Origin of the sequence: Chryseobacterium glaciei (assembly GCF_001648155.1) — a bacterium.
GTDB classification, from domain to species: domain Bacteria; phylum Bacteroidota; class Bacteroidia; order Flavobacteriales; family Weeksellaceae; genus Chryseobacterium; species Chryseobacterium glaciei.
In genome coordinates this window covers 4549541-4575696 of the sequence record NZ_CP015199.1, presented here as the reverse complement: position 1 = coordinate 4575696, position 26156 = coordinate 4549541, and the positions used below count along the sequence as shown (strand labels likewise).

The 26156-nt window shown below is 33.9% G+C and carries 27 protein-coding genes; 18 read left to right on the top strand and 9 right to left on the bottom strand.

Going from position 1 to position 26156, the window contains the following annotated elements; genetic code table 11:
* The first annotated feature begins 64 nt into the window (after nucleotides 1–64).
* Nucleotides 65–1285, top strand: coding sequence for a hypothetical protein (locus A0O34_RS20735; protein ID WP_066758925.1), 1221 nt, complete (start codon nucleotides 65–67; stop codon nucleotides 1283–1285).
* A 188-nt stretch (nucleotides 1286–1473) separates the two neighbouring features.
* On the opposite strand, the gene A0O34_RS20730 is transcribed toward A0O34_RS20735, so the two are convergent.
* Nucleotides 1474–2121 carry a DUF1349 domain-containing protein gene (locus A0O34_RS20730; RefSeq protein WP_066758923.1) on the bottom strand — a complete coding sequence of 216 codons (648 nt, stop codon included), beginning with the start codon at nucleotides 2119–2121 and terminating at the stop codon, nucleotides 1474–1476.
* Between the two features lie 94 nt (nucleotides 2122–2215).
* On the opposite strand from A0O34_RS20730, the gene A0O34_RS20725 reads away from it, so the two are divergent.
* The 8 genes from A0O34_RS20725 to A0O34_RS20690 all read left to right on the top strand — a co-directional run bounded on the left by A0O34_RS20725 (nucleotide 2216) and on the right by A0O34_RS20690 (nucleotide 10285).
* Nucleotides 2216–2959, top strand: a complete 744-nt coding sequence (locus A0O34_RS20725) for a response regulator transcription factor (protein WP_066758922.1) — start codon at nucleotides 2216–2218, stop codon at nucleotides 2957–2959.
* Nucleotides 2960–3303: 344 nt separating this feature from the next.
* Nucleotides 3304–4560 (top strand): aminotransferase class I/II-fold pyridoxal phosphate-dependent enzyme, encoded by a 1257-nt coding sequence (locus A0O34_RS20720; RefSeq protein WP_066758920.1) that lies wholly within the window; start codon nucleotides 3304–3306, stop codon nucleotides 4558–4560.
* 15 nt (nucleotides 4561–4575) lie between these two features.
* Nucleotides 4576–5205, top strand: a complete 630-nt coding sequence (locus tag A0O34_RS20715; RefSeq protein ID WP_066758918.1) for a TetR/AcrR family transcriptional regulator — start codon at nucleotides 4576–4578, stop codon at nucleotides 5203–5205.
* A gap of 97 nt (nucleotides 5206–5302) precedes the next feature.
* Nucleotides 5303–6388, top strand: coding sequence for a DNA polymerase III subunit gamma/tau (gene dnaX, locus A0O34_RS20710; protein ID WP_066758916.1), 1086 nt, complete (start codon nucleotides 5303–5305; stop codon nucleotides 6386–6388).
* 86 nt (nucleotides 6389–6474) lie between these two features.
* Entirely contained in the window at nucleotides 6475–7005 is a 531-nt protein-coding gene (locus tag A0O34_RS22655; RefSeq protein ID WP_228394328.1) for a hypothetical protein, read from the top strand.
* A gap of 410 nt (nucleotides 7006–7415) precedes the next feature.
* Nucleotides 7416–8498: a chorismate mutase gene (locus A0O34_RS20700; RefSeq protein ID WP_066758914.1), complete on the top strand. Its 1083-nt coding sequence runs from the start codon at nucleotides 7416–7418 to the stop codon at nucleotides 8496–8498.
* A 127-nt stretch (nucleotides 8499–8625) separates the two neighbouring features.
* A complete protein-coding gene (rsgA, locus tag A0O34_RS20695; RefSeq protein WP_066758912.1) occupies nucleotides 8626–9552 on the top strand; it encodes a ribosome small subunit-dependent GTPase A in 927 nt (308 codons plus the stop codon).
* Nucleotides 9553–9868: 316 nt separating this feature from the next.
* Nucleotides 9869–10285, top strand: coding sequence for a nucleoside-diphosphate kinase (locus A0O34_RS20690; RefSeq protein WP_066758910.1), 417 nt, complete (start codon nucleotides 9869–9871; stop codon nucleotides 10283–10285).
* Nucleotides 10286–10375: 90 nt separating this feature from the next.
* Here the strand turns inward: A0O34_RS20690 and A0O34_RS20685 are convergent, their stop codons facing one another.
* Complete coding sequence (locus A0O34_RS20685) at nucleotides 10376–12220, bottom strand: alpha-L-fucosidase (protein ID WP_066758904.1); 1845 nt, start codon at nucleotides 12218–12220, stop codon at nucleotides 10376–10378.
* Nucleotides 12221–12413: 193 nt separating this feature from the next.
* Here A0O34_RS20685 and chrI point away from each other — a divergent pair, with 193 nt between their 5' ends.
* Nucleotides 12414–12899, top strand: a complete 486-nt coding sequence (chrI, locus tag A0O34_RS20680) for a chryseobasin maturation helper ChrI (RefSeq protein ID WP_228394327.1) — start codon at nucleotides 12414–12416, stop codon at nucleotides 12897–12899.
* A gap of 229 nt (nucleotides 12900–13128) precedes the next feature.
* Here chrI and rpe read toward each other — a convergent pair whose 3' ends face one another.
* The 3 genes from rpe to chrP are packed head-to-tail and all read right to left on the bottom strand — an operon-like array spanning nucleotide 13129 to nucleotide 15181.
* The gene (gene rpe, locus A0O34_RS20675; protein ID WP_066758901.1) at nucleotides 13129–13779 is read right to left on the bottom strand and encodes a ribulose-phosphate 3-epimerase; all 651 of its coding nucleotides are present in this window, start codon (nucleotides 13777–13779) and stop codon (nucleotides 13129–13131) included.
* A 27-nt stretch (nucleotides 13780–13806) separates the two neighbouring features.
* Nucleotides 13807–14106, bottom strand: a complete 300-nt coding sequence (locus tag A0O34_RS20670; protein ID WP_066758900.1) for a hypothetical protein — start codon at nucleotides 14104–14106, stop codon at nucleotides 13807–13809.
* 1 nt (nucleotide 14107) lies between these two features.
* The gene (gene chrP / locus A0O34_RS20665) at nucleotides 14108–15181 is read right to left on the bottom strand and encodes a chryseobasin maturation metalloprotease ChrP (RefSeq protein WP_066758898.1); all 1074 of its coding nucleotides are present in this window, start codon (nucleotides 15179–15181) and stop codon (nucleotides 14108–14110) included.
* A gap of 51 nt (nucleotides 15182–15232) precedes the next feature.
* On the opposite strand from chrP, the gene A0O34_RS20660 reads away from it, so the two are divergent.
* Nucleotides 15233–15937 carry a DUF4294 domain-containing protein gene (locus A0O34_RS20660; RefSeq protein WP_066758896.1) on the top strand — a complete coding sequence of 235 codons (705 nt, stop codon included), beginning with the start codon at nucleotides 15233–15235 and terminating at the stop codon, nucleotides 15935–15937.
* Nucleotides 15938–15971: 34 nt separating this feature from the next.
* On the opposite strand, the gene A0O34_RS20655 is transcribed toward A0O34_RS20660, so the two are convergent.
* Together A0O34_RS20655 and mnmC2 are read right to left on the bottom strand one after the other, a co-directional pair.
* Entirely contained in the window at nucleotides 15972–16388 is a 417-nt protein-coding gene (locus A0O34_RS20655; protein ID WP_066758894.1) for an NUDIX domain-containing protein, read from the bottom strand.
* A gap of 124 nt (nucleotides 16389–16512) precedes the next feature.
* Entirely contained in the window at nucleotides 16513–17187 is a 675-nt protein-coding gene (mnmC2, locus tag A0O34_RS20650; RefSeq protein WP_066759894.1) for a tRNA (5-methylaminomethyl-2-thiouridine)(34)-methyltransferase MnmC2, read from the bottom strand.
* Between the two features lie 84 nt (nucleotides 17188–17271).
* Between mnmC2 and A0O34_RS20645 the strand changes: the two genes are divergently transcribed.
* From A0O34_RS20645 to A0O34_RS20620, 6 genes are all read left to right on the top strand, one after another.
* Nucleotides 17272–18345: a branched-chain amino acid aminotransferase gene (locus tag A0O34_RS20645; RefSeq protein ID WP_066758892.1), complete on the top strand. Its 1074-nt coding sequence runs from the start codon at nucleotides 17272–17274 to the stop codon at nucleotides 18343–18345.
* A gap of 90 nt (nucleotides 18346–18435) precedes the next feature.
* Nucleotides 18436–18945, top strand: coding sequence for an FKBP-type peptidyl-prolyl cis-trans isomerase (locus tag A0O34_RS20640; RefSeq protein ID WP_066758891.1), 510 nt, complete (start codon nucleotides 18436–18438; stop codon nucleotides 18943–18945).
* 77 nt (nucleotides 18946–19022) lie between these two features.
* Nucleotides 19023–20060, top strand: a complete 1038-nt coding sequence (locus A0O34_RS20635; RefSeq protein WP_228394390.1) for a peptidylprolyl isomerase — start codon at nucleotides 19023–19025, stop codon at nucleotides 20058–20060.
* Nucleotides 20061–20208: 148 nt separating this feature from the next.
* Entirely contained in the window at nucleotides 20209–20766 is a 558-nt protein-coding gene (gene kwaA / locus A0O34_RS20630; protein ID WP_066758887.1) for an anti-phage protein KwaA, read from the top strand.
* Nucleotides 20767–20768: 2 nt separating this feature from the next.
* Nucleotides 20769–21731, top strand: coding sequence for an anti-phage protein KwaB (gene kwaB / locus A0O34_RS20625; protein WP_066758885.1), 963 nt, complete (start codon nucleotides 20769–20771; stop codon nucleotides 21729–21731).
* Nucleotides 21732–21759: 28 nt separating this feature from the next.
* Nucleotides 21760–22923 carry an aspartyl protease family protein gene (locus A0O34_RS20620; RefSeq protein ID WP_066758883.1) on the top strand — a complete coding sequence of 388 codons (1164 nt, stop codon included), beginning with the start codon at nucleotides 21760–21762 and terminating at the stop codon, nucleotides 22921–22923.
* A gap of 315 nt (nucleotides 22924–23238) precedes the next feature.
* On the opposite strand, the gene A0O34_RS20610 is transcribed toward A0O34_RS20620, so the two are convergent.
* Both A0O34_RS20610 and A0O34_RS20605 read right to left on the bottom strand, forming a co-directional pair.
* Complete coding sequence (locus A0O34_RS20610) at nucleotides 23239–23973, bottom strand: DUF6261 family protein (protein WP_066758879.1); 735 nt, start codon at nucleotides 23971–23973, stop codon at nucleotides 23239–23241.
* A gap of 347 nt (nucleotides 23974–24320) precedes the next feature.
* Nucleotides 24321–24686, bottom strand: a complete 366-nt coding sequence (locus tag A0O34_RS20605) for a helix-turn-helix domain-containing protein (protein WP_066758876.1) — start codon at nucleotides 24684–24686, stop codon at nucleotides 24321–24323.
* Between the two features lie 130 nt (nucleotides 24687–24816).
* Between A0O34_RS20605 and A0O34_RS20600 the strand changes: the two genes are divergently transcribed.
* Nucleotides 24817–26151, top strand: coding sequence for a hypothetical protein (locus A0O34_RS20600; protein ID WP_066758874.1), 1335 nt, complete (start codon nucleotides 24817–24819; stop codon nucleotides 26149–26151).
* Nucleotides 26152–26156: the final 5 nt, after the last annotated feature.

Here is a 26156-nt window from a genome sequence, read left to right as displayed (position 1 = left end):
ATTGTTGAATTTTTAAATTAAAATTTGTATTTTCACAAAACCGAAACTTAAAAACTTTTAACATATGAAAAAAACAGTATTAACTATTGTAATGGCAATTTCAGGTTTTGCTATTCAAATTAACGCTCAGGTTGGGATCAATACTGCTAATCCACAAGGTGCATTTAACATTGATGCTGCAAAAGACAACGCTGCAACGGGTGTTCCTACGGCAGCTCAGCAGGCGAATGACGTTTCAGTTACCGCAACAGGGAGTGTTGGTATTGGTACTACTGCTCCAGTTGCAAAAGTAGATGTCGTAGGAACTCTGTTTGGTATGAAAAGTTCTACAGCTAGTGGAAGCTGGGATAATATTTGGTTTAATGTTACTCCAAGCATTCCTTCTATTAATGTTTCGGGGGCAGAATCTGGTTTACAGTTTAACGTAGGAGCAAATTCTGTGGGAACCTATGGTGATGGTCAAACATTGACAACTGTTGCTACAATGCTTGCAAATGGAAATATGGGAATAGGTACGACGACGCCCAATAACAGGTTGGATTTAGGAACAAATGCGGGAAGCACGGTCACGGATGTTGTTGGAAAAAAATTAGCGGTTTATAATAATTCAGTTGGAAGCGATTTCTATGGTTTAGGGGTTAGTGATAACGTTCTTCAATTTCATTCAAAATCTATAGCCACTGCAGCGCCAGGTATGGTTCTGATGAGTACGGGAAACGTAGGAATAGGAACTACAGCTCCTACAAATACTTTAGATGTAAATGGTACAACCAGAGTAAGAACAATTACTCCGGTAGCAGGAGCAACTGTTGTAACTCCTGTGTATTCTGATGCTAATGGCGTTCTGGTAAAAGCATCACCTTCAAGTACTTTTGGTTCGGTTACTTCAAATACGGTTACTGTTGCGAGTGGTGCTACAAGTACATTTATTACCAGTGGTATGGTTGACGGTTCCGTGTATAAAGCTACTGTGACTGCTTTTGATGGATGCTCATACGCTGTTGTTGCTGAATATTTTGTATTTAATATAGCATTTAATAGTAACTTTTCTATTAAAGGAATAGATGGTTTAATAAGTAATAGTACTACCAAAGGGCCAACTTTTACTGAAACAAGTAAAACAACTACCGCTACAACATGGGCTGGTAAGCCGGGATGTGCAGATGGAGGAAATTCTACAGCTTTAAATTATACTTTAGTAATACCTTCATCCGGTACTATAAATATTACCAATAATGGGAATGTTTCCAGAACATATTCAATAGTTCTTACAAGACTTACTTAATGTATTTTTAAATTATTATCCCTCATAATAATTAATGGAAATATTTTAACAGAACTAGATTCTAAAACACACAAATACAAACCGGATAATTTTATCCGGTTTTTTATTTAACCTAAAAAAATAAAAACCTCCCAAAAAAAATGAGAGGTTAATAAAAATTGACTGTATATTGAAGTGTAATTCAATCGTTATTTATGGTTTTCAAGCCATTGTAAGCGTCGTTCATCGGGAAGATGCTTCACTTTAAAATTCTCAAAAGTTGCATTGAAGCCATTTCCGTCCGGGCACGCAGCCATTAAGCCAACCATCACAGGAGTGTTGTCCTGTAAATGTGCATTACGCATCAGGATATAATTTTTATCATCAAAAGAATAAAAAATTTCTACTGCATCCAGCCTTCTTACTGCTTTTATCCAAACTGCGGGAGGTGTTTTATCTAAGGTGATCACGCTCCAGTCACTTGTTGTATGAGTGACAACGGTGCTAAGGTTGTATTTTCCGTCTACAAATTCGACGCCGGCTTTGATGTAATGGTCTTTATCAATTCTCAGCATCAATCCCATTTGATCAAATCTTGCCTTATAATTTCCTGTAATTTTTACTTTCGCTTCAAATTCTCCGCCATAAGTGGTATAATAGAAAGGCGCATCGTCTACAGTGAAGCCATAATGTGAAATTCTCCAGTAATCACTTTGTGGAGTAACAAACATTGATAAAACATTGTTTTTAATTTCCCATTTTTCAGGTTCGTTGAACCATGTCATTTTTTCTAACGTCTGAGCAAAGCTTTTCTGAGCCAATAGAAGTACACAGAAACTTAAAATTATTCTCTTCATTATCTTTCTTTATCGGTATAACTGAGTGTAAAGTATTAATTTAGCAAAAGTAAAATTTTACCGTTATTTCATCAATACTTATAAATAACCATTTATGGAGATATTAGACACGCTTAACAAAACACTGCTGAACAAAAATGGAAGTACCTGTCTGTTGGATATTGAGATATATAAACAACAGGCATCAATGTATTCTCAAATTGAAAATATTGTTTCAGTATTGAGTGATATGCAGGCGAACAAAAGCTACGTCTATACTTCAAAATCTGCGTTGGAATTAGGTTTAAATTTTAAAGAAAACCCAACCGTTATAGATTCAATTTGGGAAGAAGAGATCTTAAAGAAAATCCATCCTGATGATAAACTGAAGAAATACATTCACGAATTACGTTTTTTTAAACTCATGGATTCGCTTAAACCTGAAGAGCGTATTAATTATAATGTTGTATCCAGAATCAGGATGAAAGATAAAAATGAAGAATACAGATTTGTGCAGCATCGTATGTTTTACACTTATTCACCCTACAATAATAAGCTGAGGTTTGCGCTTTGTCTGTATAGTATTGCTTTAGATCAGTCGATTCTCTCACCATCGGATTTTTTAATTATAAATTCTACAAAAGGAGAAGTGGTGGTTGAGGATAAATTAAACTACAAAAATATCTTGTCTCAAAGAGAATTGGAGGTCTTGAAATTCGTAGGTGAAGGTTTCACAAGCAAAGAAATTGCAGATTTTCTTTTTATAAGTGTAAATACCGTCAGCCGTCATCGCCAAAATATCCTGGAAAAACTGAATGTAAAAAACTCAATCAAGGCATTTAATGATAGCTTTTATTAAGTCTAAAATAAAATTTTTATTAAATGATTTTTTCATTGAATAAATGTGGAGTTATTAAGTAAATAGTTAAATATTTTATATTGAAGTAAGATGGTTGCGAAAGTGGTTGTCTTTTTTTGTTTTTGATGAGGTTTTGTGTTTTATTTTTCACTAATTTTAGATTAATGAAAAGGCTTTTCGAATATGTTAATAAATATTAAAATGATCCAATAAGTGTGAAATATGTTGATTTTCAAACTATATGATTAAAATATTATATGCATAATAAATTTTAATTGAAAATTCAAAGTTAGCCATGTGAAATAATCATATATTTGTTCTTTAAACAGCTAACAAAATTAAGGATGAACATTAACTTTACAACAGCCACATTTAAGGATTTTGAGAATATTCCAGACCATAATATATCTCAAAGAGCAGAGATTTTTTATGAATTTTTAGAGTACATGAAGTCCAACGGCCACATGAATTACAGATTGAAAAATACAACAGGAACCAACTCATTAGTTCACGTAAATATTGCCAATCAGGATAGAGAATATGTGAGCTTTGTTTCCAGTGATTATTTAGGATTTACACAACATCCGAAAGTAAAACAGGCCGCAATTGAAGGAATTCAGAAATATGGAACCGGAACGGGGGCAACTCCGCTTATCGGCGGATATTTTGATTACCATAATGATCTGGAAAAAAAGATATCTTCTTTTTTTGGAAGAAAAGAGGAGGAAGCTGTAGTTTTTACTACAGGATATACAGCTAATAGTGCTACATTGCAATGTTTAATGCAGAAAGAGGATATCGCTATTTTAGACATGGCAGTACATGCAAGTGTACATGAAGGTTGTGCCTACACAAATAAAAAAACGTTTCCTCACAATAATTTAGAAGCTTTGGAACACATTTTGAAGACTTCAGAAAACCTTTACCGTACAAAACTCGTAGTTATAGATGGAGTGTATTCACAAGATGGGGATACTTCGCATGTAAAAGAGATTTATGCGCTAGTAAAAAAGTATAATGCTTTTTTAATGGTAGACGATGTACATGGGGTTGGAATTTTAGGAGAAACGGGAAGAGGAACGCTTGAAGAAGCCGATCTATTAGATAAAGTAGACATTATTACAGGAACGTTTAGTAAGACTTTTGGTAATTTGGGAGGATATGTAATTGCAGATAAGAAAATAGCGGCAATTTTGAGATTCCAGTCTAAACAACAGATTTTTTCTGCAACGGCACCGCCTTCTTCTGCAGGAATTATTAAGGCCATTGAGTTAATTGATGAAGAGCCTATCTGGAGACAGAAGCTTTGGGATAATATTAATTATTTCAAAAAAGGGTTGGATGATTTGGGATTAGATACAGGAGTTACACGTTCTGCGATCGTTCCGGTAAAAATTGGAGATCCTTATGTAACAGGAGACGTCGGAAGACTACTCATTGAAAGAGGAATTTATACAAACCCGATTTTATATCCTGCCGTTCCTAGAAAAGATGCGCGTATCAGAATGAGTGTAATGGCGAGACATGAAAAAGAACATCTTGATAAAACGCTGAATGCGTTCGAAGATATAAACAAAAAATTGCATATTGCAAAAAAATAAAATAATACTAGTATTATGCCCAGAAAAGTTGTGCAAGGTCCCATTAGGGACAAAGAAAAAACTAAACAGAAATTACTTGCCGCAGTTGGTAAAATTTTAAGAGTAAAAGGTTACTCAGGTTTAAAAGTAAGTAAGATCGCTGCCGTTGCAGGTTTCGATAAAAAACTTATCTATGAATATTTTGGAAGTACTGATAAGTTGATCGATGAGTATATCAAATCTCAGGATTATTGGACAAAATTCAATCAGAATGTAGAAGTTGATATTTCAGATGGAGGTAAAGAATTGTCAAAAATTGCTTTGCTTAACCAGTTTGATAACTTGAAAAAAAATAAAGAACTTCAAAAAATCATTCTTTGGGAACTTTCAGAAAGTAAACCGATTCTTAGAAAATTAGTAGAACAGCGTGAAGAAGTAGGAGATATGTTGTTTCAGCATATTACAGACCCTCACTTTGGAGAAAATGCTACTAGATACAGGGCAATTATGGCGCTAATTATTTCTGGAGCATATTACTTAAATCTTTATACAGGTTACAACGCAAACAAGTTTTGTGGTATCGATATGAAGACTGACGAAGGTAGAGCAGAAATTGAAAAAGCTATCGTTGAGTTGATCGACTTTGCTTACGAAGATAAAAAATAATATGTTTGAAATTTTCCATTTGTAGAAAAGTATGATTTACATGAAATTTTGAAAATTTAAATTTTCAAATTAGAACAATATTTCTTATTTTTGACCAATGGAAAATTTCATCGTATCTGCAAGAAAATATCGCCCACAAGAGTTTGACACGGTTGTTGGGCAATCTCATATTACGGATACGTTAGAACATGCAATTGAAGAAAATCAGTTGGCTCAGGCTTTACTGTTTTGTGGACCCCGAGGCGTTGGTAAAACGACTTGTGCCAGAATTTTGGCAAGAAAGATCAACGAAAAAGACGGTTCCGTTTCAGAAGATGGCTTTGCATACAACATCTATGAATTAGATGCTGCTTCCAACAACTCTGTTGATGATATCAGAGAGTTGATAGATCAGGTGCGTTTTGCTCCTCAGGTTGGTAAATACAAGGTATATATCATCGATGAGGTACACATGTTGTCTTCTGCTGCCTTCAATGCTTTCCTTAAAACGCTGGAAGAACCTCCTGCGCATGCAATATTTATTTTGGCAACCACAGAAAAGCATAAAATCATTCCAACGATTTTATCGCGTTGTCAGATCTACGATTTCAAAAGAATTGTGATTGAAGATATTCAGTCGCACCTTAAAACTATTGCTCAGAAAGAAAATATTCAATATGAAGATGATGCTTTATATTTAATCGCTCAAAAGGCCGATGGTGCTTTAAGAGACGCTCTTTCTATATTCGACAGACTTTCTACATTTTCTCAAAAAAATATTACGTTGGCAAAAGCTGCCGAAGTGCTTAATATTTTAGATTACGATCAATATCTAAATATTGTTGATCTTGCCAAGGAAAATAAAATTCCCGAAGTACTTTTTGCTTTTAATGAAATTGTAAAAAAAGGTTTCGATTCTCATATTTTCATTGCCGGATTAGGAAATCATTTCAGAGATTTAATGATGGCTCAAAATGCTTCTACAATTGATTTAATCGAAGTAGGAGAGAAAACAAAAACCAAATTTGTAGAGCAAGGCCAAAAATGGAACGCTCAACAATTAATAGACGGCATCGAGATTTGTAATCATGCCGATATCAATTATAAGAACTCAAAGAACCCAAGACTTACGGTAGAGATTGCATTAATGCAATTGTCCTCACTGACGGCTAATGCTGACCTTGCTAAAAAAAAAAATTCTTAATACTAGCGCCCTTCCTTCATGAAAAGATTGAAGTAGCAATTCCGCAAAAAATAGAGGTAAAGAAAGAAGAAAAGGTTGAAAAGCCTGTGATTTCTAATGAACCTCAGGAAATTGTTATTAAAAAAACTTCTAAGCCTTTATCTAAACAGGGATCTTCTTCCGGTTTCAGTATCAATTCTTTTATGAATAAAGAAGAGAAAGTTGAAAAAAAGGAAGATAGCACGCTTGCCACAAAAACTGAAGACCTTCCACAAAACCATTTTACTGAAACCGATTTACAAATGGAATGGAATTTGCTATTGAAACAATTGCAATCCAAGAATACATTTGTTTTTAATGCTATTAAAGCTTTTAAATTAGTTAAAATAGACGAGCATAATATTCAGGTTTCTTATCCTTCAGACTCTGCAAAAGTGGAATTTGATAAAATAAGCGGAGAATTTTTTAATCATTTCAAAAGAAAAGTACATAATTATTCTATTGAAATTGAGTATAAAAGAGACTTCGAAAGCCTTAAAATTGAGGTTGTTACGACTAAGAAGATATTCGAAAAGTTCATTGAGAAAAATCCTTTGCTGAAAGATCTTGATGATTTAATGAAGTTTGATTTGTCATAATTTTATATATTTGTCAAATAATTTTGTTTTAAATAACTTTTTGACAAACACAAATTATAAATTTAAATAGCTGAAAATAGAAGATTCACAACATAAAAGTGGAACAAACAATTTTACATAAACCTAATTCTAAAAACCTTTTTGGTTTTGCAACTGCTGATTTCTTTAGCAGTTATTTTGGTTTGTCTTTTAGCTATCTTAGAAATTTTGGAACGTATTATCGATTTTATTGGTATTACTAACTAAATTTCTTTCTCAAAAAAATACAAGGAATAGATTGATTTTCTATCACAATTCCTAATCCCACTTAATTTTTTTAACGGCATTTTTTGAAAGAAATTATAAATTAAATTTTATAATAATTTGCCTATTGATATAAACAGTAAAATAAATATATATAAATTAACGATATGAATTTAAGTGACTTAAAAAACGACTGGATCAACGAATTCCCTCAACCAATGATGATTGCAGGGCCATGTAGCGCGGAAAGTGAAGCGCAAATGTTGGAAACAGCAAGGAGAATTAAAGAAACAGGTGCGCAGGTTCCCATTTTCCGTGCAGGAATTTGGAAGCCCCGTACAAAACCAAACGGATTTGAAGGAGTAGGAGTGATCGGGCTAAACTGGTTAAAGAAAGTAAAAGAAGAATATGGTTTCAAAACCGCTACAGAAGTTGCCAACGCACACCACGTTTTTGCTGCATTGGAAGCCGATGTTGATATTCTTTGGATCGGAGCGCGTTCTACCGTGAACCCGTTTACCGTTCAGGAAATTGCGATGGCGTTGAGAGGAACGAATAAAACGGTTTTGGTTAAAAACCCTGTAAACCCAGATTTAGCATTATGGATCGGAGCGCTAGAAAGACTATTAGGTCAAGGTATTGAAAACCTTGGAGCAATACACAGAGGTTTTTCTACTTACCAAAAAACAAAATACAGAAACAATCCGAACTGGCAGATTGCATTAGACTTCAAAAGTCAGTTCCCGAATATCCCAATGTTGATCGACCCTTCTCACATTTGTGGTAACAGAACCGGTTTGGCAGATATTACGCAGGAAGCAATGAACGTTGGTTACCAAGGTGCGATTATCGAATCTCACTGCAATCCTGATGAAGCTTGGAGTGATGCTTCTCAACAAATCACGCCAGAAGTTTTAGCTGAATTAATCGGAAATTTAAAAATCAGGAACTCCGGATTGGCAGGTTTTGACGGTGAAATGGGAAGACACAGAACGTTAATTTCTGATCTGGATTTCCAATTGATCGAACTTCTTTCTCAAAGAATGAAAATTTCAGAAAAAATTGGTAAGCTTAAAAAAGAGAATGATATCGCTATCTTCCAACCGGAACGTTGGAAAGTGATTACAGAATACGCTACTCAAAAAGCTAGGGAAACAGGTATGTCTCAGGATTTTATCGAGAAAGTTTTCAAAGCGATTCACGAAGAATCTATTGAGGTTCAGAACAGCATTATGATCGATAGAAAGTAGTTAACAGGAAATAGATTTTAGGGCTTAGGATTTAGGGAAATTAAGATGAAATATTTTTAATTATTAACTAAATCCTAAGCCCTTTTTCTTATTTCCTAATTCCTTATATTTGCACCCAGTAATATATATGAAAGGAAAAATCATTAAATCTACAGGAAGTTGGTATCAGGTTTTAGAAATGGAAACTGGTAAAATTTTCGAGGCCAGAATTCGTGGCAAATTCAAATTAATTAAAACCAGACTTACCAATCCGCTTGCTGTAGGAGATTTTGTGGAATTTCAGTTGGAACAGGATGATGTTGCTTGGATCACAAAAATAGATCCACGCAGAAATTATCTGATCAGAAAATCCGTTAACCTTTCAAAAGAAGCACACATTATTGCATCCAATATCGATGTAGCTTGCTTTATTTTTACCCTGAAACACCCTGAAACATCTCTTGGTTTCCTAGATCGATTTTTGGCATGCTGTGAAGCGTACAATATCGAGCCTTTACTTTTGTTCAATAAAATGGATGTTTTAAATGAACCTGAAATTGAATTGGTAAAAGATATCGAGTTTGTTTATCAGGACATCGGATACAACACCTTGGAAATATCCTCTTATTCTCAATTAAATTTGAACGATTTGCAGGAACTTCTAAAAGACAGAACTTCTGTTTTCTTCGGCCATTCCGGATGTGGAAAATCAACTTTGGTGAATGCTTTGCAGCCAGGTCTGAATATCAAAACTTCAGAAATATCAGACACCCATCTTAAAGGAAAACACACCACCACTTTTGCCCAGATGCATTTCTGGAACTTTGGCGGAAATGTGATTGATACTCCCGGAGTCCGCGAGTTTGCAATGATTGATATTGAAAAAGAAGAAGTACAGCATTATTTTCCTGAGATCTTTAAAAAGAGGAAAGAATGCAAATTTCACAATTGTATGCACATCAATGAGCCAAAATGTGCTGTTCTTGATGCATTGGAAATGGGCGAAATCCAAGAAACCCGATATTCTACTTACATTAAGTTGATGGACGAAGCGGAAGAATTGTCACAAAAATAAATTTACTTAATAATAACAAAATATAATATATCCTGTTTGAAAAATAATTAAACAGAAGTTTAACTATGTCATAATGTTTGAGTTGGATGACCTTTTTGGGGAATATTGGGCAATAAAAAACCCAGCCGAGGCTGGGTAAAAACTAATAACCATGAAAACTCAAATTAAACATGAGAATCGGAATAGAATAAACAATTACTGTGCCAACTTTTGTTCATCATTTCTTAATAAAAGTTATTTTTATGTTAAAAAAAAATTAAAATTCAAATCAAAAATATTTTTCGTAATTTTGCGCCATTAAAAAAAATATACATTTATGTCTAACATTACATTCACTATGATTAAGCCTGATGCTGTTGCAGACGGACATATCGGTGCTATATTAGGTAAAATTGCAGAAGGTGGTTTTAAAATCAAAGCTTTGAAATTAACTCAACTTACTGTTGCTGATGCAAAAAAATTCTACGAAGTTCACGCTGAAAGACCTTTCTACGGAGAGTTGGTAGATTTCATGAGTTCTGGGCCAATCGTTGCTGCTGTTCTTGAAAAAGATAATGCTGTTGAAGATTTCAGAACTTTGATCGGAGCTACAAACCCGGCTGAAGCTGCGGAAGGAACGATCAGAAAGATGTTTGCAAGAAGCATTGGAGAGAATGCTGTTCACGGTTCAGATTCTAACGAGAACGCTCTTATCGAAGCTCAATTCCATTTTTCAGGAAGAGAGATTTTCTAATTAAGAATTTTCTTATTTAAAATATAAAATCCAGAAATTTTTTCTGGATTTTTGTTTTTTTACGCCATACTGTCATATTGTTGGCAGATTTTAAAGATTATTTTCAACGGCGCCTACCTTTTCTCTGTATAATTCGATGGGTTTGTCCAGTAAAACGGCAATTACTGTCATATTTCTGTCAAGTCTCTCTTTTGGAATGTCAATATAAACGATTCCTGGCTTGTCACTCCAATATAATTTGTTGTAAGATCTATAATTAGCCAAAGAACCGTCCCCAACAATTCTGATTCTTGCAATACTATTTTTTATCCCTTTTAAAGCAATTGACCCGGTTGGAGTTCCTTCAACAAAAAGGTAAATTGTCTGCTTGTCCTTTGAAAGAACACTGTTGCCGGAATAATGCCCGTTTGGCAGACCTTTTTCAGTTTCAAATAAAGCTTCTGCATGTTTACTGATCCAATTGATGGTTTCAGTATTTGTTTTTGATGATTTTGGAAACTTCATATCCAATCCGTCACCTGTTAATCCTGAATTGTTGAAAATATTATTTCCGTCATGAAGTTGTTCAGCGATTTCGAAGGTGGCAGATTTAGAATTTTTATCTTCTAAAATTTGATTGAGCGAAGGTTTATCCCTTTTTATATTGTTGGAAAAGGTTATTTTGTCATTAAAATCCAATTCAACAACCGTTACATCCTGATCAAATTTCACATTTGAAAAATTCACTGTCAGATTTCCGGTATTTTCAGCTTTAAAATTTACTTTTCCATTATCATTTCCTATAATTCTTGCTAATTTCGGCATAGAAGTTAAACCATAAATTTTCGTAAAATCTTTCGCTTCTTCCAAATAAAGGAATAATTTTTTTCCGTTTTTTGACATGGCAGATTTTCCTTTGTAATTCTCAAAAGGGATTCCGTGTCTGGTTCCATAAATGGCATCAGGATATTTTGAAGTCCATCTTGCCAGATTTTTCAAAATTTCAACTTGCTCGGCTGGAATTGTTCCATCAGCTTTTGGGCCAATATCAAGCAATAAATTTCCGCCCATACTGATTACGTCTGCCAATGTTCTTACAATCATATTTGGCGTTTTATAATTCTTGTCAAAAGGCTGATAACCCCACGCATCATTCATCGTGTAGCACAATTCCCAATAATCACTTTGAGGGTTAATAACAGGAATTCCCTGCTCAGGTGTTTCGTAATCTCCGTGTGTATTTAGTCTTGAATTAATAATAATATTTGAATTATATTTTCTTAAATTTTCTAATGTTTTTGGCGCCTGCCATTCTTCTGATGAGTGCTCCCAGTCACCATCAAACCATAATAAATCTGGCTTAAATTGACTGGAAAGATCATTCAGTTGACTTTGGTAATAATTGACAAAATTTGACCAACGTTTGGGATCGTTTTTAATTTCATATCGTTTTTTTGTCCTCGTATTATTGTCGTAATAAGGATGGCTCCAATCGAGAAGAGAGTAGTAGAGACCAGTTTTTAACCCTGATTTTTTAAGCTCAGAAACAAATGGCGCCAATACATCTTTTTTAGCCAAAGAGTTTTTAGGAATAGTCGTCGCTTTTTCAGCTTTAGAATCCCACAGAGAAACTCCGTCGTGGTGTTTTGTGGTGATGACAGCATATTTTGCTCCGGAATCCTTAATTAATTTTACCCATTCATCAGGTTTATATTGTGAAGCAGAAAATCCGTCGAGCTGTTTCATATAATTTTCATGATTGATATAATTATTGAAAAAAGACCATGATTCTGAAATTCCGTCAACCGAATAAATTCCCCAATGGATAAAAATTCCCAACTTGGCGTCTTGAAACCATTCCATTTTTTTGTTGTCGGCTGTTTTATCTTGAGCATTAAGATTGCTGGTTGATAAAATTAATCCCAATAAAAATGTTCCGGTAATTTTACTTTTCATCTTTCTCTGTTTTGCGGACTAAAATAAGAAAAGTTGATAAAAATTTCTTTATAATCATTGATTAATTGTATAAAACAAGAAAGTATTATGAATCTATAATTAAATATTAAAAATTATTAAACTTAAAATTGTTTTTAATGTATTATTTTTATGTTTCAGCAAAAAACTAAATCATCAAATTAAATATATGAAAATGACAACGATACTTTTAATTGTCACAGCTGTCCTCACAGCCTTGATAGCCGGACTTTTCTATGCGTATTCCTGTTCTGTCGTATTGGGATTAGGGAAATTGTCAGACACAGAATATTTAAAAGCAATGCAGTCGATCAACCGCGAGATCCTGAATCTTGTATTTTTTGTGAGTTTTATGGGAACTGCAGTTTTACTTCCGATTTCTACCTTTTTATATCGGGCGCAAAATCCTGTTTTTATTTTGCTTCTTTTGGCTACATTGACTTATTTGATCGGTGTATTCGGAGTGACAATAGTTGGAAATGTTCCGCTTAATGATCAATTAGACAAGTTTGATATTGTAAATTCTACAAAAGAAGGAATTAAGCAAATGCGGGATAATTTCGAAAACAGATGGAATTTTTTAAACAACATCAGAACCGTTTTTTCTGTAATCAGCATACTTTTAGTAGTTTGTGCCTGCGTTTGGAATAAAGTTGAATAAGAATTTTTCTTTCGCTAAAATCTCTATTAAGTATAAATACTTAACGGAAATTCAGTGTTTTTACGGATGTTTTTAATGAAATTAATATAGATCTTTACATCAGAATTACAACAGGAAGTTTAAACACTAAGCTTTAAAAAACGAAAACTAATAACCATCATAAGCTCAGATTACAGAGTAAGAAAGGCAGCCCACAAGCTGCCTTTTTCTTTATTTAAAAGCTAAATAATTAAATTTTTAAAAGCTCAATGGTTCTTTCTGGGCTTTCTGATGAGAAAACTGCATTTCCGGCAACTAAGACATCTGCTCCGGCTTCGAACAGTTTTGAAGCGTTGTCTAGATTTACACCGCCATCAATTTCAATAAGAGCAGTAGAATTATTGCTTAAAATTAAGTCTTTGGTTTCAGCTATTTTCTTGTAAGTGTTTTCAATGAATTTTTGTCCGCCAAATCCTGGATTTACACTCATTAATAAAACAAGATCAACATCAGCGATAATATCTTCCAACATTAAAACCGGAGTTGAAGGGTTTAAAACAACCCCAGCCTTCGCTCCCAAACTCTGAATATGATGAATCGTTCTGTGAAGATGCGTACAAGCTTCATAATGAACCGAAATAAGATCAGCACCGTGATTGATGAATTCTTCAACATACTTTTCAGGTTCTAAGATCATCAAATGTACATCTACAAATTTCTTGGCATGTTGCTGAACAGTTTTCATCACAGGAAAACCGAATGAAATGTTGGGTACAAATCTCCCGTCCATTACATCAATATGCAACCAGTCGGCCTGAGAATTGTTTAACATTTCAATGTCTCTTTGCAGATTCCCAAAGTCTGCAGATAAAAGGGAAGGAGCAATAAGCTTCGTTTTCATTTTTACTTTTTATACTTTTACTTTATTTTAACCGATTGAAAAAGAATTATTGTTTGTGAAATAATAGTACATTAAATAGCCACCAATTAAAACAATTTCTATTATCGAAAGTCTTATGGTATTTACTTTTTTAACTAAAAACCTGTCTATGATTAATAATCCTAACACAAACATTAAAATAATTATTTCAATTGCAATTCCTAAACTTGAACTTGAATCAAGTGTGAAAAACTGATAAATAATTAAAGGAAGACCCAAAACAAATAATAATATACTTACTATTGATATGAATGTTGGTTTTTTAATTAAATCAGAAATTAATTTCATTTTAATGATATTTCAACTTCATTTCCGGTGTTATCTTTAGAAGCGTTTCGTAAATCAGTTTAATTACATTTCCTACGTCTTCTTTAGAAACCATTTCCACGGTCGTATGCATGTAACGCAAAGGTAACGAAATTAATGCACTCGGAACCCCGCCGTTAGAGTGTGCAAAAGCATCAGTATCAGTACCAGTAGCTCTGCTTGCTGCCGCTCTTTGGAAAGGGATTTTCTTCGTTTTTGCAGTATCAATAATCAATTCTCTGATCACGTGATGTACGCTTGGAGCAAAGAAAACTACAGGCCCGTCACCACATTTTTGGTCGCCTTCTTTTTTCTTTTCGATCATTGGAGTCGTTGTGTCATGGGTAACATCTGTAACGATGGCGATATTAGGTTTGATCGTATCTGCAATCATATCGGCTCCATACAATCCAACTTCTTCCTGGACAGAGTTCGTGATATACAACCCAAATGGAATTGTTTTTTTGTTTTCTTTTAAAAGTCTTGCCACTTCCGCGATCATAAAACCACCGATTCTGTTGTCTAAAGCTCTGCAAACGAAATAACGGTCATTCATTTCGAAGAATTCGTCTGGGTAAGTGATCATACAGCCAACATAAATCCCCATTTCTTCAACCTCTTTTTTGGTGGTTGCTCCACAATCGATAAAAATATTTTCGATCTTTGGAATTGGTTCGTTTTGATTGGTTCTTGTATGAATTGCCGGCCATCCGAAAACTCCTTTTACAATTCCGTTTTCTCCGTGAATGTGAACGACTTTTGACGGTGCAATGGTCTGATCTGAGCCTCCGTTTCGGATTACATAGATTAATCCTTCATCTGTAATGTAATTTACATACCAGGAGATCTCATCAGCGTGTGCTTCAATGACTACTTTAAATGGTGCATCTGGATTGATTATCCCATAGCAAGTTCCGTAATGATCTACTTCGATTTTATCAACGTAAGGTCGGATGTAGTCCATCCAGACTTCCTGTCCCTTGTGTTCGTATCCAGTTGGCGATGAAGTGTTTAAGTATTTTTCTAAAAATTTCAAAGATTTCTTCTCAAATTTCATAAAAAGGAATGATTTTTGCGTTTAATTTTTGTTCTAATACGTGTAAAAATAATGAATTTTACTAAGATTGTTTATCTTTTTCTTTTCTTTTTTGGGGTCTTTGTTTTCGGACAAAGGGATTCCGTGATTGCGAAGCCTTTGAGCCAGTACCCACAAGAGTTGTTAAAAGTGGATGAATTTGGCAATAAATACTACTACGATGAAAGCCAAAAAGCCAGAATCTACGAGATCAATGGAGAAACCGTGGTGGCAATGGATGAATTGGTTTTAGTGAATAAACCGAAATTTAACAATCAATTAGATAAAAATTATTATTATTTTCTAAATAAAAAATTATACAGAGTTTATCCTTTATTTGTGACTGCTCTTCAGCAATACCGAGATATTCAGAAGGAAATGACCGATCTGGATAGTAAAGCAAAAAGAAAATATATAAAAGACAGGCAAAATATGCTGGCTGATCAATATGAAAAGCAATTAAGAGATCTTACCACAACGGAAGGTCAGGTTTTTGCAAAGTTGATGAACAGAGCTACCGGCAAAAATGTATTTGAAATTATTAAAGAATTAAGAGGTGGATGGAGCGCATTCTGGTGGAATGTAAAAGGTAAAATGGCAGATATCGATCTTAAAGACCAATACAACCCACGTAAAAACAGAACAGACGAATTTTTAGAGTCTCTTCTGCAGTCCAATTGGAACTCTGGTTACCTGCAGCCTTATCCTGGCGCAAGTACTTTTAAATCCCCAAAATAACAAATAATATAACAATAAAAAATACCTGTAAATTTTACAGGTATTTTTCTTTTAACTTATCGAATACTACTTTATCTACTGGTAATGGAAACGGATTATCCGGTCTGTCGATTGGGATCCATTCTGTTTTTTCAATACAAGGATCAAGGATGATGAAATCCTCTTCATTGGTAATATTTACTATATAATATATGGTAAGTAATTGTTCGTTCTCTCTGAAACGCGAAACCAGAAAATTTTCCTGTGTGTAGAAATGTTCTACAATCTCTATTTTCACATTAAGTTCTTCATCAAATTCGCGGTGTAAGCATTCAATAAGTCCTTCTCCATATTCTAAACCGCCTCCCGGAAATTTCATTAAAGGTTCTCCTGCGTATTCTTCAAATAGTGTCAGAACTTTTTTGTCTTTTACAGCACAGGCATAGACTCTCACGTTGATCTTATCTATCATATATAATAATTTGTATAGCTAATTTAGGAATTTTTGCTGGAAGTTAGAAGATGGATGCCGGAAGTTTACTACTATATATTTAATAGGTCTATAAACTTCCATTTTCTTGCTTCAAACTCCCAACCTATAACTTCACAGCATTAATCATCTCCCTTTTTCCCGGTGGACCTTGTTTCTTCTCTACTTTAAAATTAAGTTCCTGAAGAATCCTTCTTACGCTTCCTTTAGAAGAGTAGGTTGTTAATAAGCCGTTAACACTCATTTTATCTGAAACCATTTCAAATAATGGCTTTTCCCAAAGATCAGGCTGAACTCTCGCTCCAAAACAGTCAAAATAAACAAGGTTGATTTTAGGTAACTCAATGTCTTTCAGGTCAAAGAAGTCACATTGGATCTTTTTAAGATTGATTCCATTAATAATTTCAACCGATTTTCCCCATTCTGCTTGATGAATTTTTTGATAAATTTCTTTTAATTCTGGGTTATCAAAATGCTCAAAGTAGGCCAAATCTTCAATTTCTGATTCATTTATGGGATACTTTTCCAAGGTAAAATAGTTGATGATATGATTTTTGTCAGTTTTTAAATATTCATTAATTGTAACCAAAACATTCAAACCTGTTCCAAAACCGAGTTCTAAAATATTAATTTCGCAATCATTTATTAGATTTAATCCGTTTTTAATAAACACATGTTCTGCTTCTTGCAGTGCTCCGTGATGAGAGTGGTAGTTTTCATTTAAATCATTGATAAACAAAGTTTTACTACCGTCATTCGTGGTCTTAATTTCTCGTTTCAAGCTTTTTTTTGTCAAATTTAATGTAAAATTTTTATATTTAGAAAATTATGTTAAATTTGTAGAACATCATAAAAAATTTTAGAAATGATAATTCAAAAAACTGAAAACTCCAGAATTTCTACATTCGACCCAAACAATTTTTCTTTCGGAAATACTTTTATAGATCATATGATAATATGTGAGTATGAGGACGGAAAATGGGGGGATGTAAAATTAGTTCCTTATGGTCCTTTAATGTTTACACCAGCGATGATGGGGGTAAACTACGGACAGGCTTGTTTTGAGGGTATGAAAGCCTATAAAGACAAAGACGGGCAGGTTTTCCTTTTCAGGCCTGAAAAGAATTTTGAGCGTATCAACAAGTCGGCTACGCGTCTTGCAATGCCGGAAGTTACGGAAGAAATGTTTCTAGATGGTTTAAAGGCATTGGTAGATTTAGACAGAGGCTGGATTCCTTCTGGAGAGGGAATGTCACTGTATATCAGACCATTAATTTTCGCTACGGAAGAAGCATTGAAAGCTAGAGTTTCTAATAAATATATGTTCGCTATCGTTGCAACACCTGCAAAGAGCTATTATACAGAGCCAGTTTCTGTTAAAATTTCAGACCATTATTCAAGAGCGGCAAGCGGTGGTGTAGGTTCTGCTAAAGCAGCAGGAAACTATGCGGCATCTTTTTACCCGACTCAATTAGCAATGGACGAAGGATATGAGCAGATTATCTGGACTGATGATGCTACTCACGAATATTTCGAAGAAAGTGGAACAATGAATGTTTTCGTTAGAATTAACGATACAATTTATACGCCGCCAACTTCTGAGAAAATTTTAGATGGTGTTACAAGAGACAGTTTTATTCAGTTAGCTAAGAAAAGAGGGATTGAAGTAAAGGTTGAACCAATTCCTGTAAAAGCTGTTGTAGAAGCTCAGAAGAACGGAACATTGAAAGAAGTTTGGGGCGTTGGAACTGCAGTTGTAACTACGGTTTTCCAGGCTTTAGGATATAACGGTGATAAATTACAGTTACCTGTACTTTCTGACGATGAAAGTTTTGCTGCTACACTTAAAAATGATTTAGTTAATATTCAGACGAACGTTGCAGAAGATACTTTCGGATGGAGAGTCGTGGTTGAGAAAAATGTTCTTGAAACAGTTTAATTCAACACAGAAAAATTATATAAAAGCCAAGAGATTCTTGGCTTTTTTTGTTTTTTATATCCTGTGAAATGCGTATTTTCGCAAAAGTTTATGAAAAAAATTCTCTTCATATCGATATTAGGCTTACTGAGCTGTAACAGAAATACACAGGTTCATCCTCCTGTGGGTGGGGTCTTGAGTAAAAAAGATCTTGATGTCTCTAAAGACAGAATGAAAAATCTGAATTCAGTGGAAAGAAACCAGATCCAGCAATGGATAGCGACACAGACTGTAAAATTCTATCCTACACAGCTTAATTACTGGGTAACTGCCGAAGGTTTTGATCAAAGAGAAAGAAGACAGGATAATTCCCTTATCTCTTATTCTTATGATCTGTATGATTTTGATCAAACCAAGATCTATGAGGAGCCTTTAGGAAGAAGAGATGCCAAATTCGGACACTTTGATGAATTAAAAGCCGTAGAAAATGCACTGCGTTTTATACACGATGGGGAAGAAGTTACGCTTTTGGTGCCGTCTGCACTGGCTTACGGAACCTATGGAGACGAGAAAAAAATAGATAATGATATCCCATTAATCATAAAATTAAAAGCATTATAATGAAATTGTTTAACAAGAATATAATTCTGGCAGCGGCTAGTGTTTCGCTGATGAGTTGTACACCAATTTATAAAAAAATGAACGTAGACAAAGAAACTTACGAAGGGCTTAAAGACGGACTTTATGCTAATCTTCAAACAACGAAAGGGAACCTTATTGTAAAGTTTGAAGACAAAAAATCGCCTGTAACTGTGGCTAACTTTGTTGGTCTTGCAGAAGGTAAAATTGATAACAAATCTAAGGCTAAAGGAGTTCCTTTCTATGACGGAACGATCTTCCACAGAGTAATCAAAGATTTCATGATCCAAGGGGGAGATCCTAAAGGAACTGGAGCTGGAGATCCTGGATATAAATTCGAAGACGAAAGAAACGATCTTCACCACACAGGAAAAGGTATTTTATCAATGGCGAACTCTGGACCAAACACAAACGGTTCTCAGTTTTTCATTACTGAAGTAGCTACACCTTGGTTAGACGGAAAGCACACAATCTTCGGAGCAGTAGTAAAAGGTAACGATGTTATTGATGCTATCGCTAATGTAGACAAAGGAGCTCAGGATAAGCCTAAAACTGATATTGTACTTGAAAAAGTATCTATTTTCAGCAAAGGAGACGAGTACAAAAACTACGATGCAGCAAAAACTTTCACTGAGGGAAAAGCTAAGATCGCTGAAAATAATAAAGCGTATGTAGCCAAGGAAGAAGCTGACAGAAAGAAAAAAGAAGAGGATTTCAAAGCAAATCAGTTGAAAATGGTTGAGGATTTACAGGTAGGAATGCAAAAAACTGAATCAGGATTATACTACAAGATCACAAAAACAACTACCGGAAAAGCTCCAAAAGCAGGTGACAATATTTCTGTACACTACGCTGGAAAATTGGTAGATGGAACTGAGTTCGATTCTTCATTCAAGAGAAACGAGCCTATCGAAATTCCTATCGGAATGGGTAGAGTGATCAAAGGATGGGACGAAGGTATCCTATTATTAAAAGAAGGTGAAACTGCTACTTTATTAATCCCACCAGCATTGGGTTACGGAGAAAGAGGTGCTGGAGGAGTAATTCCTCCAAATGCTTGGTTGATTTTTGATGTTGAGCTTGTGAAAGTTCAGTAATTGAAGTTTTATGATATTGAAAGCCGTCCTTTTTAGGGCGGCTTTTTCGTTTTTATATGGTAAAATTTGGAAATTAAGTAGGAGTACGGATTCCCGTAATTTTTAAGCAAAAAGACTATATATTTTTGGTGCAACAAAATTGTTATTAATGAAATTAAAAATCCAACTTTATGTATTGTCATTATGGCTTTTATTTATACTACTATTTATAAATAAAGTTAGCTTTCCAACTTGTTTTGGTATCAATTGTGGATTTATAAGTTTTCAAGACATTCTTGAAATGAATATTATTCCATCAATATCTCTAATAATTGTTATTTTAGGTTTTATTTTTTATTTCCAATTTAAATATATAATTAATGGTAATCGGTCATTACCTGAAAAAATATCAAAAATAGAAAATCTAAACTGGGAACATTTAACATTTTTAGTTACCTATATATTACCATTTTTAAGCTTCAATTTGGGTGAAAATCGAAATGGCTTAATTTTTTTCTTAAGCTTAATTATAATAGGATTCATATATGTAAAAACAAATATGTTTTATACAAATCCTACCTTGGCTTTATTAGGTTATCATATTTATAAAATTTCTACTGCGAATAATGATGGTATAATTATAATCACTAAAGATATAATTAAAAAAGATGATTGGATAAAAAGCAAATTATTAAGTGATAATATATACATAGCAAATAAAACTTAAATATGGAATTAAATCAATTAAAAGAAAGATTAAAATTAATAAATAATACATCAGTTCCTGTTGGTATATGCATTCATATTATTAAAAAGCAAGAAGATAATTCTGAAGTCATTTTAAACGCAGATATTTCACAAAATTTAGCGGATGAATTAAAAGAAATTTTTGTTAATGAAATAAATGAAAAAATCATAAATAATAGCAATATTAATTTAAGAAATATTTCAGCAACTCATGAAACAGTTGATACACTTTTCCTTTATGATCTAGATGAATTTCCTGAAAAACTTTCAGTTATTAATGAGTTTAACCCATTTACTGATTATCCAGATTTTTCATTTTCAAATGATGATATACAATCTATAAAAGCTATTATTATTACAATAGGAAGTGAAGATAATTACTTCTCAATTTATAAGCATGTCTATCCAGTAACTATTGTTAGGCAAGATAAGATGTTAGGATTAATTCCTAGAGGTAATAGATTTGAAAAACTATCATCAAGTATTTTACAAATAAATACTTCAATAGATTTCTTATTTGCAGATAATACTTTAATTGTAAATAATTTAAAAACCTTTGCTTCTGCATATGGATATAATGAAATTGTTAAAAATCAAGCTAGGATAAAACTTGAGTTGATTTCTTCTTTAGATTTAATTGATAATATAGAAGAATTACATCTTTTCATGGATAACATTAAATATGCTAAAAGAGTTTTAAGAATCCAAGCCGAATCTCCTGTCCTACAATTGGAAAAATCTACAATAGTAAGCTTTATTTCAAATCATCCAAGGCTTAGTAGACGAATTAGATTAAACTCTACTAGTGATAAAATTGTTCTTGATACAGACGTGTCAAAAGTAATTGTAATTGGAATTTTTAATGATGATTATTTAAAGTCAAATTTAACAGATTTAGATTATGAAAGTGAAAATAAATTAACTCTTGCAGATGAAGAAGAATAAAAACCTTATTTTCGTGTAAAATAACCCAATGCAAAAGATCCCCCAACTATTTTTTATATTCTTCACAATCCTCATTTCCGCGCAAGGCAAAAGATTCTTCGAAGACGGAGAAGTGCAATTAAAAAATACAGTTGAGAAGATCAATCTAACTTACGCAAGCGATTTACCGTTTGTAAAGGTCAATATCAATGGAAAAATATACAATTTTCTGTTTGATTCCGGTGCGCCGACTGTGATTTCCAACTCTATCTACAGCGAACTGAATCTTGAAAAAAAGCACTCAAGCAAAGTAAAAGATTCGCAGAAAAATAAGCAGGAACAGATCTTTACGCAGTTACCGGAAATGACGGTTGACAATGTTATTTTCAAAAACATCGGAGTTGTTGTAATGGACTTAAATGGTTCGGAGTTGGGTTGTTTCAAAATTGATGGTATTTTGGGAGCAAACCAGATGGCAAAACTGTTTTGGAGAATCAATTATTCAGAAAGTTCGATTGAAACGACAAAAGACCTGGCGAATTTTGATCTGAAAGACTATGAAACTGTCATTCCATTTGATGCAAAAACGCAGAAAACACCAACCGTTCTGGCGAAAATTTTAGATAAAAAAATTGAACTTACTTTCGATACAGGATTTACAGGAAGATTGAAAATATCGGACAGTAACTACAATTCAAAGAAAGTAAAACAAGCAGTTGAAACGTATGGAACGAATTCCGTCGGAGCTTTTGGTGCAGGGAAACCGGTTCCGGGATATATTTTCAGAACGGAGGAAATGACGCTTGGAAACCAAACTTTCCAGAATGAATTGGTGATGACCGGAAGTACAAGCCTGATCGGAAACGAATTCTTCAAAGACTTTATTTTCATCATGGACTGGAAAAACAACAAAATCTACATGAAACGCATCAAAAACAATCCTCCAAAACTGGAATCTTTCGGTTTCGGATATCGTTTTATAGATGCAAAACCTGTTGTGGTTTTTGTATTTAAAGATAATGGTTCACCTGTTCAGATCGGAGATTCTATTTTGAGCATCAATGCTATTGATCTAGATCATTTAAATAAAGAATCTGCTTGTAATTATATGATCAATAGAGTAGAAAAGGATTATAAAACAATTGAAGTCAAGGTAAAAAGAGACGGGAAAATCCTTGATTTTAAACTTGATAAAAATGAGTATTTGAAATAATTATAAAATAGTATTAAACAAAAAACCGTCTTTTTAAAAAGGACGGTTTTTTTGTGCAGAGATTGTTGTCAATATCTGTTTATTTTCTTTTCATATTTCTTAGCAGAGAACTTATAAATAGTAGGGAAAAACCTACGTAAGCAAGAAAAGCAGTCGCATATACCAGTAAGCTGTTTAAGTGAATTTTTGCCGTAAAAATGAGCAGGCAAAAAAGACCAAAGCCAATCAATAAGAAAATGCTTAAAACCTGTACTTTTGTGGAATCTTCCCGTGTTCTGAATATCATTTCAAATAAATCTTTCATCATTATAATTTTTAAAGTTGTGTTTCTGTTTTGTTTCCGTTTCTTCTTGCCAGAACTGTTTTTGAGAAATAGTTTCTTCCGTTGTTCAGGATTGTCAGTAGATCAGTGTAGAACGGGTCTTCCTTTACATTCGCCAATGTCACAATATAGTTGGCCATTTGCTTATAATCGCGAGTTAAAACTTTTCTTAAAGCTTTAACATCAAAGTTCTGCTTTTGAGAGTTTCCTGAATACCGAGAGGAAAAGATCGTGTTAAATGCAGCATTGGAATCCGACAAATGATTGGTGAATTTTACAATACCCAATGAAGAAATAGCAGAACTGTAATCCGAAGAAAGAAGCTTTCCAACTAATGTTGTAAGCCTGTTGGTTTCTTCCTCGTAAGAAGCATGCTGTACATTTTTATATTGATTCAATAACATTTTTATGGTAACGTAAGCATCTTTTTCGGTCTGTGTTTTGGCGTTTCTGTAAGGTCTTACGGCGTCTCTCAACGCTTGAAGATCTGCATCACGAACAGCGTCTGCGGCTGCAATTTTTGACGTTTCTTCACTTCCTCTTATCTGATCTAAAGAACTGTTATAGATTGGGATTTGTGCCTGGATAGCATCAAACATCTTCTTGAAATCAGTATCGGTGTTGGCATCAAGCGAAGAGTTGTTGAAGTCTTCAAAAAAGCGTACGATAAACTGCCCGAATTCGGCATGATGGAGCTTCATAAGATCCACCGGGATTAATTTTTTCATCTTGTGTGTATTAATTGTGTTTTTCAGGGATTTCTGAAGCTATTTTTATGCCAAAAACAGTGTTTCTATATTAATTATTAGTGATTTAGACATAGAATATTATCTATAATTTTATGTTTGATGATAAAATGTAGTGTAAAAGTTCATTTCTTCTTCCCAAAATACAGCTTTGCATTGTCGGAAATTCCGACGACCTAAATCGAAACAGATTCATGCTGTCGGAAACTCCGACGAAGAGAAATGAATTAAGTTTAACCCGTCGGAACTTCCGATGATAAGAAATAAAAAAGGTTTGCACTTTCGGAAACTCCGACAATGCAAACCTATATTTTAGGGGCGATATGATCTTATTTTTTCAGTAAACTTTCTATCAGTTTACTTTGAGCTTCCATCAGTTTGGCAATCTGCTCCTGATTTTTTAGGATAGCTTCTAGTAGTTCTGGTGATTGCATATTTACGGTTCCACTTCCTGTATTTACAACACCGTCATTCTTTTCTATATTACTAATATTTGTTATTTTATCATCGTATAGATCATTTAAATTAACTTCTAATTCATCAGCAATCTTTTTTAAGAGCAAAGAATTGGGGATATTTTTATCAGATTCTATATTGGAAATCGTGGTCTGTGTAGTATCAAGACGTATTGCCAGATCTTCCTGAGACCAGTTTTTAGCTTCCCTGTATTGCTTTACCCTAGTACCTATACTCATTTTATAAGAATTTTTATCAAAAATATAAAAATTCTTATGATGTTGGGACAAATTTTATTTTAGTTTTGTAGAAGTTCTCCTTGTATAGAGAATTATTTTATATATTTACAACGTAAAAAACAAACAATTAATGAAAAAAAGCTTTATTATCAGGCTGCTTATCTTAGCAGTTCTCAGCATTTCGCTGTATTCCTGTGTTCATGATGATCTCTCTTCATCACTAGATCCTTCCTCTAAGGAATACGAAAACAAATCTCTTTGGAAAGAAGATGAGAAATACATTCAAAATGTAATTCAGGTCTATCGCGAAAACGAAACCAAAATTAAAAAATTTAATGGTACGCCTTTTTGGGATTATGCTACAACAATGGATCGCTTTGATGAAAGCTTTCTAATGGTTCCTGTGGTAGAAAATAAAAAAGTGGTTTCAGTATTACAGGTGCCAAGACATGGAAAGAATATATATTTTATTTATACCAATGAAGCGGATGATATTGCTTTTTTCCAGAACATCATTTCGACCCGTACGAAAAAAGCTTTACCCAATGAAGCCAGTAATGAGACAAATAGGCTGGTTTGTACCACACGAGCGATATCTGTTTGGTTGCCTAGCGGTGGTGGCGACTCTAACCCTGGTTCCGGACAAGGGAGCTGGTCTACCTATCATGTAACGTCATGCAAAAATGTACAACAGGAAGGCTGTGTTGGGATTGTGGGGCCGGATGGTGAATGTACAGGTGGAAGTGGAGATGGCGATCCCTATCCTTATCCAGGAGGCGGCGGAGATGGTCCTCAAGATCCAGAACCTCCGGAAGATCCTTGTGCGAAAACGAAAAGTAACTTAACGAATCCTAAAGTAAAAGCTAAGATTAAAGATTTGAAAGACCAATCTATATTACCTGAATCTGATCCTAATTTTGGAGAAAAAGGAGTTAAATTTAAAGCTGACGGTACACCTTCAAACCTTATTGTTGGCGGAAAACATAATGTAGATTTTGGAGACAAAACAGGCTACCAAGGAGGTTATCATAACCATACAACGGGAACACCCATGTTTTCTCCTGCTGATATCGAACAGCTTTTGCAGTTTGCATTAGCACAACCAACTTCTAATCCCGCTAATGCATCTAATGCTTATCTTGGAATGGTTGCGCCTAATGGCATGCATTATGTAATACAGTTCAACGGAAATTATGATGGTGCTTTGGTGACTTTTTCGCAGTATGACTTGGATAATTATAGTATTAAATATCAGAATATTAGTGATGTTATGTTATTGGATCCTCAATATTCCACAGACCATCTAAATTTAAATAATAAAGGAGTTGAAGCATTATTTTTTGATACTTTAAAAAAAATGGGATTAGATGGAAAAGTTAATTTGCAAAGAATAGAAAGCGGTGGAGTAATAAAGAATATTCAATTAGACAGTGCTAATCAACCTGTTCCTGTAACTTGCCCTTAACATTA

Excerpts from the sequence above, each read along its gene's own strand:
- A0O34_RS20725 (WP_066758922.1), top strand. The coding sequence starts at position 2,216 with ATGGAGATATTAGACACGCTTAACAAAACACTGCTGAACAAAAATGGA.
- A0O34_RS20700 (WP_066758914.1), top strand. The coding sequence starts at position 7,416 with ATGAATTTAAGTGACTTAAAAAACGACTGGATCAACGAATTCCCTCAA.
- A0O34_RS20720 (WP_066758920.1), top strand. The coding sequence starts at position 3,304 with ATGAACATTAACTTTACAACAGCCACATTTAAGGATTTTGAGAATATT.
- A0O34_RS20715 (WP_066758918.1), top strand. The coding sequence starts at position 4,576 with ATGCCCAGAAAAGTTGTGCAAGGTCCCATTAGGGACAAAGAAAAAACT.
- rpe (WP_066758901.1), bottom strand. The coding sequence starts at position 13,779 with ATGAAAACGAAGCTTATTGCTCCTTCCCTTTTATCTGCAGACTTTGGG.
- A0O34_RS20600 (WP_066758874.1), top strand. The coding sequence starts at position 24,817 with ATGAAAAAAAGCTTTATTATCAGGCTGCTTATCTTAGCAGTTCTCAGC.
- dnaX (WP_066758916.1), top strand. The coding sequence starts at position 5,303 with ATGGAAAATTTCATCGTATCTGCAAGAAAATATCGCCCACAAGAGTTT.
- A0O34_RS20660 (WP_066758896.1), top strand. The coding sequence starts at position 15,233 with ATGAATTTTACTAAGATTGTTTATCTTTTTCTTTTCTTTTTTGGGGTC.
- A0O34_RS20735 (WP_066758925.1), top strand. The coding sequence starts at position 65 with ATGAAAAAAACAGTATTAACTATTGTAATGGCAATTTCAGGTTTTGCT.
- A0O34_RS20635 (WP_228394390.1), top strand. The coding sequence starts at position 19,023 with ATGAACGTAGACAAAGAAACTTACGAAGGGCTTAAAGACGGACTTTAT.
- A0O34_RS20685 (WP_066758904.1), bottom strand. The coding sequence starts at position 12,220 with ATGAAAAGTAAAATTACCGGAACATTTTTATTGGGATTAATTTTATCA.
- A0O34_RS20640 (WP_066758891.1), top strand. The coding sequence starts at position 18,436 with ATGAAAAAAATTCTCTTCATATCGATATTAGGCTTACTGAGCTGTAAC.
- A0O34_RS20655 (WP_066758894.1), bottom strand. The coding sequence starts at position 16,388 with ATGATAGATAAGATCAACGTGAGAGTCTATGCCTGTGCTGTAAAAGAC.
- A0O34_RS20645 (WP_066758892.1), top strand. The coding sequence starts at position 17,272 with ATGATAATTCAAAAAACTGAAAACTCCAGAATTTCTACATTCGACCCA.
- rsgA (WP_066758912.1), top strand. The coding sequence starts at position 8,626 with ATGAAAGGAAAAATCATTAAATCTACAGGAAGTTGGTATCAGGTTTTA.
- kwaB (WP_066758885.1), top strand. The coding sequence starts at position 20,769 with ATGGAATTAAATCAATTAAAAGAAAGATTAAAATTAATAAATAATACA.
- A0O34_RS20690 (WP_066758910.1), top strand. The coding sequence starts at position 9,869 with ATGTCTAACATTACATTCACTATGATTAAGCCTGATGCTGTTGCAGAC.
- A0O34_RS20620 (WP_066758883.1), top strand. The coding sequence starts at position 21,760 with ATGCAAAAGATCCCCCAACTATTTTTTATATTCTTCACAATCCTCATT.
- A0O34_RS20670 (WP_066758900.1), bottom strand. The coding sequence starts at position 14,106 with ATGAAATTAATTTCTGATTTAATTAAAAAACCAACATTCATATCAATA.
- A0O34_RS20610 (WP_066758879.1), bottom strand. The coding sequence starts at position 23,973 with ATGAAAAAATTAATCCCGGTGGATCTTATGAAGCTCCATCATGCCGAA.
- chrI (WP_228394327.1), top strand. The coding sequence starts at position 12,414 with ATGACAACGATACTTTTAATTGTCACAGCTGTCCTCACAGCCTTGATA.
- chrP (WP_066758898.1), bottom strand. The coding sequence starts at position 15,181 with ATGAAATTTGAGAAGAAATCTTTGAAATTTTTAGAAAAATACTTAAAC.
- A0O34_RS20730 (WP_066758923.1), bottom strand. The coding sequence starts at position 2,121 with ATGAAGAGAATAATTTTAAGTTTCTGTGTACTTCTATTGGCTCAGAAA.
- kwaA (WP_066758887.1), top strand. The coding sequence starts at position 20,209 with ATGAAATTAAAAATCCAACTTTATGTATTGTCATTATGGCTTTTATTT.
- A0O34_RS20605 (WP_066758876.1), bottom strand. The coding sequence starts at position 24,686 with ATGAGTATAGGTACTAGGGTAAAGCAATACAGGGAAGCTAAAAACTGG.